14 protein-coding genes are annotated in these 14,576 nt (G+C 43.7%); 6 read left to right on the forward strand and 8 right to left on the reverse strand.

The genetic code is table 11. From position 1 onward, the window contains the following. Nucleotides 1-53 precede the first annotated feature (53 nt). Complete coding sequence (gene gdhA, locus FQV37_RS07240) at nucleotides 54-1,400, reverse strand: NADP-specific glutamate dehydrogenase (RefSeq protein ID WP_160021994.1); 1,347 nt, start codon at nucleotides 1,398-1,400, stop codon at nucleotides 54-56. Between the two features lie 622 nt (nucleotides 1,401-2,022). Here gdhA and FQV37_RS07245 point away from each other — a divergent pair. The 6 genes from FQV37_RS07245 (at nucleotide 2,023) to FQV37_RS07270 (ending at nucleotide 6,412) form a co-directional block, all read left to right on the forward strand. Further along, nucleotides 2,023-2,385 (forward strand): roadblock/LC7 domain-containing protein, encoded by a 363-nt coding sequence (locus tag FQV37_RS07245; RefSeq protein WP_160021996.1) that lies wholly within the window; start codon nucleotides 2,023-2,025, stop codon nucleotides 2,383-2,385. A 177-nt stretch (nucleotides 2,386-2,562) separates the two neighbouring features. Further along, the gene (locus FQV37_RS07250) at nucleotides 2,563-3,057 is read left to right on the forward strand and encodes a PAS domain-containing protein (protein WP_160021998.1); all 495 of its coding nucleotides are present in this window, start codon (nucleotides 2,563-2,565) and stop codon (nucleotides 3,055-3,057) included. Nucleotides 3,058-3,060: 3 nt separating this feature from the next. Further along, on the forward strand, nucleotides 3,061-3,810 hold the full coding sequence (locus FQV37_RS07255) for a PhnD/SsuA/transferrin family substrate-binding protein (protein WP_160022000.1): 750 nt from the start codon (nucleotides 3,061-3,063) through the stop codon (nucleotides 3,808-3,810). A gap of 124 nt (nucleotides 3,811-3,934) precedes the next feature. Next, nucleotides 3,935-4,558 carry a hypothetical protein gene (locus FQV37_RS07260; protein WP_160022002.1) on the forward strand — a complete coding sequence of 208 codons (624 nt, stop codon included), beginning with the start codon at nucleotides 3,935-3,937 and terminating at the stop codon, nucleotides 4,556-4,558. Between the two features lie 140 nt (nucleotides 4,559-4,698). Then, nucleotides 4,699-5,313 (forward strand): hypothetical protein, encoded by a 615-nt coding sequence (locus FQV37_RS07265; protein WP_160022004.1) that lies wholly within the window; start codon nucleotides 4,699-4,701, stop codon nucleotides 5,311-5,313. Nucleotides 5,314-5,731: 418 nt separating this feature from the next. Beyond that, nucleotides 5,732-6,412, forward strand: a complete 681-nt coding sequence (locus tag FQV37_RS07270) for a class I SAM-dependent methyltransferase (protein WP_102093868.1) — start codon at nucleotides 5,732-5,734, stop codon at nucleotides 6,410-6,412. 19 nt (nucleotides 6,413-6,431) lie between these two features. Here the strand turns inward: FQV37_RS07270 and FQV37_RS07275 are convergent, their stop codons facing one another. The 7 genes from FQV37_RS07275 to nfsB all read right to left on the reverse strand — a co-directional run bounded on the left by FQV37_RS07275 (nucleotide 6,432) and on the right by nfsB (nucleotide 14,291). Then, on the reverse strand, nucleotides 6,432-7,007 hold the full coding sequence (locus FQV37_RS07275) for a GNAT family N-acetyltransferase (protein ID WP_205962068.1): 576 nt from the start codon (nucleotides 7,005-7,007) through the stop codon (nucleotides 6,432-6,434). 48 nt (nucleotides 7,008-7,055) lie between these two features. Then, on the reverse strand, nucleotides 7,056-7,778 hold the full coding sequence (locus FQV37_RS07280) for a nucleotidyltransferase family protein (RefSeq protein ID WP_160022006.1): 723 nt from the start codon (nucleotides 7,776-7,778) through the stop codon (nucleotides 7,056-7,058). Beyond that, complete coding sequence (locus FQV37_RS07285; protein ID WP_160022008.1) at nucleotides 7,775-9,088, reverse strand: XdhC family protein; 1,314 nt, start codon at nucleotides 9,086-9,088, stop codon at nucleotides 7,775-7,777. The genes FQV37_RS07280 and FQV37_RS07285 overlap by 4 nt, the downstream gene beginning before the upstream one ends. 110 nt (nucleotides 9,089-9,198) lie before the next feature. Next, nucleotides 9,199-11,637: a xanthine dehydrogenase family protein molybdopterin-binding subunit gene (locus tag FQV37_RS07290; protein WP_160022010.1), complete on the reverse strand. Its 2,439-nt coding sequence runs from the start codon at nucleotides 11,635-11,637 to the stop codon at nucleotides 9,199-9,201. Between the two features lie 2 nt (nucleotides 11,638-11,639). Further along, nucleotides 11,640-12,632 (reverse strand): FAD binding domain-containing protein, encoded by a 993-nt coding sequence (locus FQV37_RS07295; protein WP_160022012.1) that lies wholly within the window; start codon nucleotides 12,630-12,632, stop codon nucleotides 11,640-11,642. After that, on the reverse strand, nucleotides 12,629-13,300 hold the full coding sequence (locus FQV37_RS07300) for a 2Fe-2S iron-sulfur cluster-binding protein (protein ID WP_160022014.1): 672 nt from the start codon (nucleotides 13,298-13,300) through the stop codon (nucleotides 12,629-12,631). The genes FQV37_RS07295 and FQV37_RS07300 overlap by 4 nt, the downstream gene beginning before the upstream one ends. Nucleotides 13,301-13,634: 334 nt before the next feature. Then, on the reverse strand, nucleotides 13,635-14,291 hold the full coding sequence (gene nfsB / locus FQV37_RS07305; protein ID WP_160022016.1) for an oxygen-insensitive NAD(P)H nitroreductase: 657 nt from the start codon (nucleotides 14,289-14,291) through the stop codon (nucleotides 13,635-13,637). Between the last annotated feature and the right edge of the window lie 285 nt (nucleotides 14,292-14,576).

Consider the following 14,576-nt stretch of genomic DNA (forward strand, 5'->3'; position numbering starts at 1 on the left):
TAATATCTATTTAGCAGCGACGATTATCCATTTACGGTAATTGTCAACACACCCTAGTTCAAAATACCAAAAGCAACCAACGCATCAGCCACACGTTTGAAGCCAACCATATTGGCACCAGCCATATAATCGACATAACCATTGTCAGTTTGACCATATTGTTCTGAAGCATTCGCAGCACTGTCGTGGATATCTTTCATAATACCTTTTAGACGCTCATCGACTTGCTCAAAGGTTTGATATTGACGGACAGAGTTTTGCGACATTTCAAGCGCAGATACTGCTACCCCGCCCGCATTAGCAGCTTTACCAGGTGCATAATGAACACGGTGCAAACGGATATAATCAATTGCTTCCGCAGTGAGTGGCATATTAGCGCCTTCCACCACATACTTCACGCCATTTTCGACCAACAATTTGGCATCAGCTTCATTGACTTCATTTTGAGTAGCGCATGGAATCGCAATATCAGCTTCAAACTGCCACGGTTTCTGTTTGGCAAGCCACTCGCCACCATAAACATCAACATACTCTGCTAAAGGCTTGTTTTGCTGCTTTTGTTTTTTGAGCCAATCAATTTTTTCTTGATTGAGACCATTTTCATCATGCAACGTCCCTTGTGAATCAGAGACAGTTATTGCCATACCACCTAGCGCATTCACTTTTTCGGCAGCATGTAATGAGACATTACCTGCTCCTGATATCAGCACCTTTTTGCCTTGAAGCTTATCGTTCTGAGCGATGAGCATATTTTCTAAGAAGTAGACTGCACCGTAGCCAGTCGCCTCTGTACGCATCAAGCTGCCACCAAAGCCCACGCCTTTGCCAGTGATAACCCCTGTTGATTCACGCGTTAAATTCTTATACATCGCAAACATATAGCTAACTTCTCGACCACCGACGCCGATGTCACCAGCAGGCACATCCATGTCTTTGCTCACGTAATGATGTAGCTCACGCATAAAGGCATAGCAAAAACGACGTATCTCGCTGTCTGTTTTACCTTTAGGATCAAAATCTGACCCACCTTTACCGCCACCAATAGGCAAGCCAGTTAAGGCATTTTTAAAGATTTGCTCAAAGCCTAAGAACTTCAATACGGATTGATTGACGGTAGGATGGAATCTAAGACCGCCTTTGTAAGGGCCTAGAGCATTGCAAAACTGCACACGCCAACCACGATTGACTTGTACCACGCCTTGATCATCTTCCCAATTGATACGAAAGCCAAATACCCGATCAGGCTCTACCAAACGCTCGAATACCTTTAACGTACTATATTCAGGCTGCGCATCGTATAAAGGTTGAATCGTAATTGCCACCTCTTTTACTGCTTGAATGAATTCAGGCTGATGGGCATAACGTGCTTCGACTTTTTGGATGGCTTCACTGATGCTCATGTATTTCTTCCTTAGGATAAAACTGGTGATAGTAATTATTTACATCGACGCTACAACATATTGAGTAAACGAAAGGGCTATAAACGTTGATGTAAAACTGAAATCGCCCCTATACAAGATTATGTATAGAGACTGATAAGATCAAAAAAGCTGACTCAATTTGTATTTTTATAACGCATTTAGAAGTGTCAACATTTATCCCCTCATGACTGTATATCATTTTTGAGACTTATAAGTCTAGTAAATATCTTCATCATAAGAATCTATAAGCGATTTTTATTAGCTAAATTCCAGCGGCTCCGTTTGATAGCAATGGTGGACATTAATCTATAGTTACAAAGAATATCTCTATTCGAAAAAATACCAAGGATCTTGCTAGGTCTTCAACCGCTCATCGACTAGACATAATAAAAAACCAACATTTTCCTCGAAAAAATAAAGATAAGGGGTAATGATTTGATGACAAAAGGCACAAAAGTCCAAAAAATTTACTTTTAATTGGGCAAATGTATATCAATATTATTAGTAAGGATTTATAATACCTTTCTTTAAACAAGGATATTTTTGACTAACTTCATTAGTTCATAAATAAAAAACCAATCACCAGTACAGAGAAAGCGATATGCGTACAGATTCATTTCAGCAGATATTGGAAGACTTAAACAGTTCATCAGCAGATGTTGAAGCATCTGCGCTAATCTCTAGCGATGGTCTTATGATTGCTTCAGCTCTACCAACCGGCGTGGATGAAGATCGTGTGGGTGCTATGTCAGCAGCATTATTATCATTAGGTGACCGTGCAGGCCGCGAGTTGGCACGCGGTAGTATCGATCGTATTATGATTCAAGGCGAGAAAGGCTACGTCATCATGACCTCATCAGGCGATGAAGCCGTACTCACCATCATGGCAAAGCCCAATGCCAAGCTTGGCTTGATATTCCTAGATATTAAGCGTGCTTCAGAAGCATTGGCAAAGCTCATTTGATTAGCGACTGCTTATCGAACTTATTAGCTTTTTAATCACTATAAACATAGTCGGTTCAATATAATTTGAACGCAAGAAAGCCGAGTGAGAGTACTACAAGTAGTAGACTAAGCAAGGCTGACACCGTGTTCAATTTATAGAGGATTGACGATATAACGATCAACGAAGGAGATGACCATGGGTTCTCCAATCCCTGATGCACACAAACCCGATATGCCTGCTGAGCAAATCACGATGACTTATCATGATGGCACGTCACGGACTGTCTATGATACTGGTATAGAGCGCCCCTACCCAGATGGCAAACTGATTGTCTCGCGTACCAATCTCGACGGTATCATCACTCACGTCAACGACGCCTTTGTCGAAATCAGTGGCTATCATGTAGATGAATTGATTGGCCAACAGCACTATATTTTGCGTCATCCTGATATGCCAAAAGCTGCCTATAAAGACTTATGGAGTACTGCCGAGTCTGGACAAAAATGGCATGGCTATGTCAAAAACTTATGCAAAGACGGCAGTTATTATTGGGTCTATGCCACTGTGGTGCCTAACGTGCGTCGCGGTGAAACCGTCGGCTACACCTCGGTACGACGCAAACCATCACGCAGCAAAATTGAAGCGGCGATGACTCAATATGCCCAAATGAAACAAGATGAGGAAGGCTAACTCATGACGACACACAATATGTTAATCGCCCCTGATTTTTCGCCTGATCGCTTTGCAGGCTGGCACATGTTCAACACCTTGATTCAAAAACGTGCCAACTTAAACATGCATCTCAATATTCCTGCCTCTCACGCTGAGCAAGAGCAGGTCATTGATGCTGGTGACATTCAAATCATTTATGCCAACCCTTTTGATGCAGCCACTCTCATTCGAGAGCAAGGCTATCGAGCCATTGCCCGACCTATCGGTAAATCTGACGAGATGATCATTGCAGCCGCTGCCAATAGCACTATCAGCCGTTTGGAAGACATTCAAGCAGGGGCTACTGTCGCGATGGCCGACAACCGAGATGTCAAACTGATTGGCTTGCGCTTGCTAGAAGCCGTCGATATAGAAGCGTCTGATCTCAACTGGGATGTGACCGAGACCTATCAAGCGGCTGCCCGCAAGGTCATCAAAGGTGAAGCCCAAGTCGCGTTCTTTTTGGCAGAGATTTTTCATAGCTTCTCACGCTTGACCAAGACTCAGCTGTCAGTACTTATCGAAAGTGACTTGGCTGATATCAGTCATGTGTTACTAGTCAAAGAAGACTTTCCCGATGCACAAATCTTCCTAGAAGCCATCCTGAATTTGCACAACGATGCAGATGGTAAAGAGGCCTTGGCTGAGCTTGGCATGCCTCAAGGGTTTGAGCCAATGAGCGAAGAAGATGCCGAATTTATGATTGATTTAATGCAGACGTTATTGGATTAGTCGCTCAATCATTGTATTGATATCAAGCGCTATTTCTCTGGATTACATCATCGCTTGTTATATGGAGTCATCACCACTGAAGCAAGCACCGTCGTAATAATAGCGATGACAGGAGGGTATTATTATGTCTGATTCAGACCTGATCAAAGAAAATGAAAGAGTCGCGCACCGAGTATTTCGGTTTTACTCTCGTAAAGTATTTTTGGCACCCAATAACCGTCATTTTCATGAGCAGCGTATCAATGCAGCGTTACTGTTGACGGAGAAAGAGCCGTTACAAGGCGCTGTAGCGGACTTTTTTTATGGGTGCTGGTTTGATATCCCATATGATGTAAACAACCTATTTACTCGTATCAAAGATCGTTTGTATCCTCATGTCCAGCAGGGCTTTCGTGATTGCATTGATAAAAAAAGATACATCCAGCGCAATAGTATGTTGGCCACTCGTTGGAGTGTACTGATATCCCCTTCACTCAATGAGCAAAAGCAACGGCTGCGTATCAGCAGCGACGATGCCCGAGAAATCGCTAAAGACATCACCACTGAGCTGATGCAAGCGCGTGAGGACGAAGACTGGGGTACGATTGAGCAAATCGAAAATGAGTTTTTTGCCCATTGTACTGCGCGCAATGATCGTCTCGCATTTTCGTTGGTATGGTTCCGTTTGGGTAGAAGTGATTGGCAGTTCGATGCGCGCTGGGACAACTGCCAACATCATCTCGATCAAACTATAGTCAAATCCATATAAAGCTGCTACATCGTCATCTTCACTAAGCATATTAATGTATAACTTACGCTCGGTTTCCTTGTATCGAAATTATTTGAACTCAACGATATGAAAGCCTAATTCGTCACTTATTAATCACTTTTATCATAATGGTAGTTACTATGTCCTCTTACTTAAATGCTGATAAAACCTATCTTACCCTGACGCCAGCTGGTATTTTCGAAGCGTTTTCACAGAAAGAACCGACTGATGAGCAGTTGGCATTACAGGATTTGCTGTCTTATGATCAGACATTGCTCGCCGCTGACTGGCTTCAGCGTTATTCTGAACAATGGTTACAGAGCTTTATCGAAAAAGGTTGGATTGAAAAGCTGTCACTGTTTTTACCAGCGCCTAACTTGCCATTGGACCAGTTTTTGCCTTATGTCGTGGTGAGCTTATCTGGTAAACGCCGATCCGCGATCGGCTCTGATGAAGGGTTTTGTTTAGCGCGAGTTGGCTATAGTCAAGAAGAAGCGGACATGCTCAGTGTCGCCGCCGCTGATTTTTCAGGCTTTATGCTCCGCCAAAAGCAACGTGGGTGGGCAGTAGAGAGTCAGGCAATCTCGTTTTTTCAACAGGTCGACCTACTCATTCCTGAGACCAGCTTTGTGTTTTTATGGATAGATAATGCAGGCTACGTTCTCATCATCGATGGCGAACCTCTGACCAACAGTCGCGCTTTTGTAGAGCTGGTATGGGCACTCAAAACCTCTGGATTGAGATTTCTTAACTAAGGAGGTTTCTTAACTGATTTAACTCACTTAGTTGATTCCGCTGTATCCAATGATTTGATGCCTAATCTCAATCTTTTACGCGAGCATAAGCAGTGTGCTTAATTCTAGCTAAGCACACTACTTATGCTTATATGAAACTGTTCGTACCATTCTTACCTATATCACTCTTTGATATCGGCTAACTCTATGCAGCAATAACAATACTCTCAGAATTAACAATAACTTGTCAGAATTTAGGTCATACTCTTCTCATACACTTAGGTATTTTCTTGCCACAACTTAAGTTGCCACAAATCTCTAATCATTCAAACATCTATACCGCTTCCAATATTTTAATTATCTTTTCCAACGTTGTACCCTACCGAAATCGGCAACCCCTGCCAAACCTTGCATTCTTGCTTATTTTTTAGGACAGTTTATGACTTCGCTGACCACTGTGCGCGTGCGTTATCAAACGATTGAAATTGGCAATACCGACATTCATATTTGTACTTTGCGTGACAATCAACAATTTAGCGACCCTGATGACGAAGCGTTAAATTTGGGTATCTGCTCTGCTTCTTGGCCGATGTTTGGGGTGATATGGCCGTCAAGCTTGGTGCTGGCCAATCATATGCTCGATTACGATATTGCAGGCAAACGTATTTTGGAAGTTGGCTGCGGTATGGCGCTCTCTAGTCTGCTATTGAATCATAGACATGCGGACATCACAGCGACTGACTATCATCCAACGGTTGAGTATTTCCTTGATAGAAATACCACGCTGAATAATACCAAAGAGATAAACTTTGAGCGTTTAGACTGGGCAGAGGACAATAGCCATCTTGGCAAGTTTGATATGATTATCGGCAGTGACTTGCTCTATGAAGACCAACACATTGACATATTAGCTGAGTTTATTGACCGCCATGCTATGCCGACTTGCGAGGTCATCGTGGTCGATCCTGGTCGCGGACGCAAAAACAAACTAACCAACAAGATGACTGAATTTGGCTTTAGTAGTAAGCACGTTAAACCTGAAAATACGACTTATCTAGACTTACCGTTTAAGGGACATATTTTGACGTTTTCGCGTGATAATAGTAGCCAAACAGAGTAAAAGACAGCCGTCAATGCAATTAAGTGAGCACAGTATCTTGCCGCTGATGCCGAGTAATTTTGTATAGCACATGCTCAGCGAGCCGATGATTAAGGTCAAGCATAGGGTGATAGAAATCCTCCTGTGTATTGGTCATACCAAGGCGCTCCATAACCAATTGTGAGCGCTTATTGATAACGGCAGTAAAGGCAACCACTTCCTCAATCTCTAGCTCAACAAAGGCAAAATCCAGAGATGCTCGGGCAGCTTCAGTTGCATAACCTTGTCCCCAATAGTCATTATGTAAGCGCCAAGCAATCTCGACAGCAGGAGAAAACGGCATATCGGCATACGCGTGATTTAACCCAACCATACCGATAAAAGCATCTGTCTCTTTTAAACTCACCGCCCAAAAACCCCACCCATTATCATTAATCAGCGACTGGCATTTTTTGGCGATAGTATTACTCATGGAAGTAGTTAATAACTTGGGAAAGTATTCCATTACTTCAGGATTTGCATTCATCTCAGCGAATGGCGCAAAATCGCTCGCTTGCCACTGTCGTAGGTACAGTCGTTCGGTTTCTATCGTATTTATAATTTTATTCTCTCGCATTTTATTGTTCAGAAGGAATACTGTTCAAAATAAATTAAATTAATCATGCTAGCTATCAAGCCAATCCTGTCTTCTAGCAAATGCTAGCTGCTCGGGCGTATCAATATCGTAGCTAAGTTGGTCATTATCGACCTCACCTATTTGATCAGCGGGCAATCCTCTAATGAGATGACGAAGCCCTTTGTCTCCTATCAATTCTGACTGCCACTGTCTAAGCAATTTATAGTTAATTGCTAAAGGTGGACCTATAATATCAGACACCGTTTTATCTCGATTTTGATGTTTCGCTAAATCTTGCCAACTGTGATAGCGACTGGCCACTACCGTCTGCTTGCCCGCTAGCAAAGCTGTTAGATGTGGCTTATCTAACAATACTTGATCGACTCCCATGATGAGCACTCGATCGATTGAAGTCGATTCAAGAGCAGCAATTTTTCCAATACCCAAACGTAAACTATGCGCCATACCAGTATCAGCTTGTGAGTTCACCACTATTTGAACCGCTGGATATTGATTAGCCAACTCTGTCATCGTACTAGCAATCAAACGATGATTATCAGGAATGACAATGACAATGGCTTGCGGATTGGTCGTTATTGCCAATCGAGTCATATAAGTAACTAATAGCTCGCCATTCTTAACGAGTAGCTGCTTAGGTTGACCGAGACGCTGACTGAGGCCACTTGCCAAGATGATGACCGCATGGTTCTGGCTCTGCTGTTTAGTACTTTCTGTATGTTCAGCACCTTCTGTAAATGCACGCTTACTCATACGCCACTCTGGACAGTATTGGCATCCGTATCATTACTCACCGCTGGGATATTTGAAAAATCGTTATGCGAGCCACTTACTGAAGCGTTTTGATCGTGCATGACCGCATTAACCTGTGCCATGATACCAAGCGCAAGTGCCTCAGGGCCATCTCCACCCAGCTTATAACCAATCGGATAATGCAATTTATGAATGCCAGCTTCTAACATAGTAGGATTGCTAAGGTTTATGCTAATCTCATTAATTAAACGTTCGGTTCGATAGCGCGGCCCTAATTGTCCTAAGTATTTATAATTGTTTGAATGCTCGAGCAGTACAGTTAGGCGCGCGCGATCTTGACTCAAGCTGTGTGACATCAGGGCGACGGCTGCGTTATTACTGAGCTTAAGCAAAGTCTCACTGTCATCTAAGGGTATCGACATCACAACATCTGCTTGAGGAAACCGCATACGCGTCGCATATTGCGAGCGACTGTCTACGACCGTCACATGCCAATCTTGTAGCTTGGCCATGGTCACTAGTGGCATCACGTCGTTACCTGCGCCGCAAATCAATAGACGCAATTGTGGTTGCAGGCGTTGCACAAGCCACTCTGTTGTTACCTCGCCGTTTTCTACTATCACATATTTGGCATTTTTATCAGACAGCTTATATTCTGCTAATTCTTCTACGGTATTGGCAAGTATGCTTGAAAAAGTTGTTTTCCCTAGCGCAAAAACACTTCCTAAACTGCGATGTTCATCTAAATTAATCCGCATCCCGATTTGCAAATTATCACTGTTTTGCGATATATAATCTTGATGCTGATAGTCGTTAGCACGAATTAAAGTCGCTACAGTAATCGGCTGCTGAGTGCGTCGAATATTACGGATGGTCTCTAACAATGGCGTTGCTGTCGTTAGTCGCTCAAATAATACATGCACTCGCCCATTACAGCCCAATCCAAAATTTAGCTCATCAAAGTCCGCGTCATCTAAGTCGTTATCCGACCCATCATATATATCAGAGTTAGTTCGCTTCACGCTTGCTTGCGCTTGGCCATCGTCAGCATATTGAATGTCATCACCCGTCTGATAAACTTGCACATTGGCACCGTTACGAGTAAGCCAAAAGGCACGTTTGATAATATGCGGCTCCAAGCAACCACCACTAATCATCCCAACTGAGCGACCATCCTCACAGATAAGCATCATCGCGCCAGCACGGCGATATGCTGAGCCTTCAGTACGTACGACCGTTGCCAATACAGCATCAATACCTTGTTGCTTAACTTTGATTGCCAGCTTAAGAATGTCAGCGACCTGATTCATAACGCCTCTTATTTGGTAGTTATTTTCTTGATAATGACGAAATATACTGCTGATTGAGTTATAAAAACCCGCTCATTAAGCGGGTTCTTGTCATACATAAGCTGATAAAACTACTCTGGCATCTCATAAAGCAGCTTGTCGAGGGTAATCGGGAAGTCATAAACACGCACACCGACCGCATTATAGATAGCATTGGCAATCGCGGCAGCAGCACCTGCAATAGCCGTCTCACCGATACCTTTGATGTGCATTGGATTGGTATAAGGATCATCTTCTTCTACCAATATGACATCTAACTGCGGTACGTCCGCATTAACTGGCACATGATACTCGGCAAGGTCATGGTTACAGAGACGACCGTCACGTTTGTCATGAATCACTTCTTCCATCAACGCTGAGCCAATACCGAATACCATGCCACCATAGCATTGCGACGTTGCAGTTTTGTGGTTTAGAATACGACCAGCGGCAAATGCACCTGTCATACGTTTCACCCGAATCTCACCAGTGACTTTATGAACCGCCACTTCAGCGAAGTTTGCACCAAAAGAAGACTGACGATACTTCTTACCATTTTTACCTGGCTTTATCTGTCCTTTAGCACTGACTTTTTGCTCATCATAGCCCGCTACCACGTCAGCAAGTGCATATGACTCTGTATTGTCGAAATCATATTTTTCTGAATCTGACTGTTCTTCTAATACATTCTCTGAAAATGAGACTCCGGTCGTTTCAGATATTTTATCAATAGTGCTATCAGCAAACGCTTGACCGTTCTCTTTGGCTGCCTCTATCGCTGTTAAGTCGTGCTTGCCTACTTGCTTAATTTGACCATTATCTAGCTGAATCGTATCAGGATACAGGCCGACTTTTGCTGCTAACATCTCACGCAACTGCTCACAAGCGAGGTAGACACCACTACCTGCACTTGCAGCGCCCCAACTACCACCTGAACCTGATGCAGGCGGCAGGGCACTATCACCTAATTTCATCTCGATATGGTCAATAGGTAGTCCTAACAGGTCTGCAGCTACCTGAGAAAACACCGTATAAGACCCAGTACCGATATCCGTCATATCTGTCTCAATAACTGCTTTAACACCAAGCGCTTTTGACTTATCGATTTGCAGCGTTGCACGAGCTTCAGAAGACTGTAATTGATTACCACGTGCGGCAGCAGCCATGCCCGTTCCTATCCACCAGTCGCCTTCTAATTGACTGGCAGGCTTTGCGTTACGCTGACTCCAACCAAACTGCTCAGCACCTTGCTCCATACAGGCAATCAGCTGGCGCGTCGAAAATGGAATGTCTTTACTAGGGTCTTTTTCGGGTTCATTACGGCGACGTAGCTCTATAGGATCAAGGTCCAATTGCGCAGCCAATTCATCCATCGCACATTCAACGGCAATCATACCGACCGCTTCACCAGGCGCACGCATCGAACCTGATAGCACTTGGTTCATGTCTACCATTTCATAGTTTACACGGCGGTTTTTACCACTGTATAGATAGTGCGTAGACAAGGCAGTTGGCTCAAAGAACGCCTCGTCTGGCAAATTACTAGAAATAGTATCGTGAATCAACGTATCGATAACGCCATCTTTATCGCAGCCGATTGCGATACGCTGACGAGTGTTTGAGCGTCTGACTGTCGCTTCCATCACTTGTGGACGAGTCATGGTAATCAATATTGGACGACCAAGCTCTTTTGACGCAATAGCAGCGGCAATAGACTCAGGCGCAATACCGAGCTTGCTACCAAACCCGCCACCGACATAGTGCGCGATCAGCTGAACTTGATCTTTGTTTAAGTCTAGCGCGTCCATGACTTGCTGCTTACAAGACGCCAGCATTTGATTTGCCGTATAAAGAACGAGCTTATCGCCTTCCCAATGTGCCAATGTCGCATGTGGCTCCATCGCCGAGCTGTTTTGACTTGGCGTATGATAGAAGCGATCTAGTGTTACCTCAGCATCAGCTAGACCTTGCTCAGGATCGCCTTGGACATAATTTTTGTCAGAGCCTTTTTTTTCATCGACTTCATGAGCGTTAGACAACTCTTTAGTAAAATTCAATGCCGCCTGATCAGTCTCATCTTTATAAGTGACTTTAAGCGCGTTCGCCCCTTCTGTTGCTGCCTCAAAGGTTTCAGCGATGACCACCGCAATAGGCTGACCATGATAAAAAACCTCAGTCGCTCCCTGCTTCGGTGCTTTTTTTAACCCGCCTTGCTGAGAGTTACGCAAGAAGTGCTTAGGGTCTGTCACGACCTTGATAATATTAGGAATGCCATCTAAAGAACTGCTATCGATATTTTCGACTTGTCCTTTGGCAATGGTCGCACCGACCAAGACACCGTACGCTTTATTGTCTAAATGGATTTCGGCACTATAATGCGCTTGACCACTAACCTTTAGCGAGCCGTCAACACGGTTAATTGGCTTACCAACCAGTTTACTCGCTGTTGTGCTAAATAAAGACTCAACAGGTTCATCCATGGTCATTTTTTTGGTCGGTTCTGACTGAGTGATTGATTCAAATAATGACATGATTATGCTCCCTCGCCCGCTAGTGCGCGCTGAATGACTTGTTTTAGTAGGCGACGCGTCAACGGTATCTTAAAGTCATTTTGACCATTACCTTTGGCATCATTCAATAACAGATCGGCAGCTTGCGCGATAACGTCATTATTGCCATCGGTACCCGTTAACAGTGCCTCAACCGCTTCGTTACGCCATGGCTCAGTACCGATACCACCAAATGCCAATCGTACTGTGTTCAGCTTGCCACTGTCGTCAACGTCTACCACTGCGGCACAGGATACGAGTGCAAAGGCATAAGAGGCGCGATCGCGCACTTTGTCATAAGTATGCATACCTTTAATAGGCGCAGGTAATACAACGTGAGTAATTAACTCACCTGCCTCTAATACATTTTCGATATGCGGCGTATCTTTTGGTAAGCAATAAAAATCTTTTACATTGATAGAACGAGTCGATCCGTCAGCTTTGACTGTCTCGATAGTGGCATCTAGCAAGCGCATTGCCACTGCCATGTCAGATGGATGCTGAGCAATACAAGCGTCGCTCGTACCTAGGATAGCCAGCGTACGGTTCTCGCCATTGATAGCAGGACAACCTGTTCCCGGTTCACGCTTGTTGCAGGCGCTGTCTGTCTGATAAAAATAGTAGCAACGGGTACGCTGTAAGAAGTTACCGCCAGTCGTTGCTTTATTGCGCAGTTGACCAGTCGCCCCTGCCAAAATCGCTCGGGATAATACTGGGTAATTTGCAATGACTTCAGGATGCGCAGCCAAATCACTATTGGTCACAAGCGTACCGATACGCAAACCTCCGTCGGCAGTAGTTTCGACTTGCTCTAATTCTAAACGGGTAATATCGACCAATTTAATTGGCGTTTCAATCTCCAATTTCATCAGATCTAATAAGTTGGTACCGCCTGCGATAAATGACGCATCTCTGGTACTGGCAGATATTGCCGCTTGCTCTGGTGCATCAGCACGACTGTATTCAAAGCGTTTCATGAGCGGCCCCCTGTTGTAGCATTTACTGTCTTGTTATTCGCTGAAGTCTTACCAAGTTGCGCCTCGCTCGGTGGCGGCGACCAGATACCTGTCACGCTTGAGTTTTGCACTGTGTTGTCTGCTGTTTGAGCACTAGCTTCTTGTATTCGACTCTCTGAAACTTGACTCTCAAGCACTTGTGAAATGGCTTTGATAATATTTGGATAAGCTGAGCAGCGGCAGATGTTACCGCTCATGCGCTCAGCAATTTCTTGTACAAGGAAACCATCAGGATTTTCTAAGTCGGTACTGACATGGCTTGGCCAGTTTTGCTTTACTTCTTCTATCAAGGCGGTCGCAGAGCAAATCTGACCTGGCGTGCAATATCCGCATTGAAAAGCATCATTGTCTTTAAACGCTTGCTGCAATGCCGATAATGACTCTGGCATTCCAATGCCTTCGATCGTTGTGATGTCATCACCATCATGCATAACGGCGAGCGTCAGACAAGAATTAACCCGTCGTCCATTGATGAGCATGGTACATGCCCCACATTGACCGTGATCGCAGCCTTTCTTGGGTCCAGTAATTTGTAGGTGCTGACGACAGACGTCGAGCAGTGTCGTACGGGCGTCAAGATTTTCAAGCTGATAATCTTGCTTATTGATTGTTAAGGTCAAAGTAGACATGCTGGCTTCTCGCTGGCAGGTGAATATAATAGAGTGGTGAAATACGCTTCAAAATGACAATGTCAATAAATTTATTATGACGTATGAAAACAGTTGTTTTGTTTTTACTTTGTAGGGATTCCAGTGTAGTTTCTAATCTGCGAGAGTATCGAAATGTTAGCGCTGCTAATAGGTAGTATATTTTTTATCATCAGTTTTTAACGTTATTTCAAAGGAAGTCCCTAAAAAAAAGCCTCATAAACGGTCAGTTTATGAGGCTCTTAGATAGACTTTTTACGTATAGTATTTAGTAGATCTGTCTATCAAAAACGTCATTTGCTTAGCTGACTACTGGCTATGCCTTCGTGATAATAGTTTCTTCATCAAAACGTGATTTTGGCAGCTCAGCGTTAAAGTCATCTTTACTACGGTAACCAAGCGACACGACCGCCACAGCAGTATAGCCCTTGCTACGTAAATCAAACTCTTCATCAAGTGCTTTCAAATCCGCCCCTTCCATCGGAACCGCATCAATACCTAAGGTTGCAGCCCCTAGTAGTAGAGCGCCCATATTAAGATACAATTGCTCTATCAACCAATGTGGCTCGTCCTTTTGCTCATAACGACGAATGTCCAAAAACATTTTACGCGTCTGATGCATTTGCTCTTTAAATTTTGGCTCTGCGAAACGACCATCTGCATCTTCTTTCTCTAAGATGTCATCCAAAAACTCATCATCAGCATAGACACGGCTACAGAATACAATAACGTGCGAGGCACCTTTTACTTTAGCATCGTTGAACTCGTACATGCCCTCCGTGCCTTTTGCGATTCGGGCTTTACCAGCTTCATCATCAGCAATGACAAAATGCCAAGGCTGAATGTTGGTACTCGAAGGACTGAGGCGTAAAATATCCTTTAGACTTTGGAAGTCTTTTACTGAGATTTTCTTATTGGTATCAAATTCTTTTGTGCTATAGCGCCAGTTCATTGCTTCAGTGATATTTTTCATCTGTGACTCCATTATTGATGTTAATTTTTATTCTTTCTTAGAATTTTTATTCTTCGATTGCCATTTAACGAAGCCACTTTAAATAAAAAGCTATGTTATGACCATGCCTGCTTGGTTAAGTATTCGTAGGTTTTGTTATGACTGAGTCAGCGTATTGCAAAAACGCCTACTTTCTTATTAGTAATGGTTACAATTACGCTACCGAATTGGCGACGCCGACTGCGCAGACTACATTGTAATCACTTAGTCATTCTCTTAGTATGAACTGACTTGATATATGGTAAC

This window comes from Psychrobacter nivimaris (assembly GCF_009812035.1).
GTDB lineage: Bacteria > Pseudomonadota > Gammaproteobacteria > Pseudomonadales > Moraxellaceae > Psychrobacter > Psychrobacter nivimaris.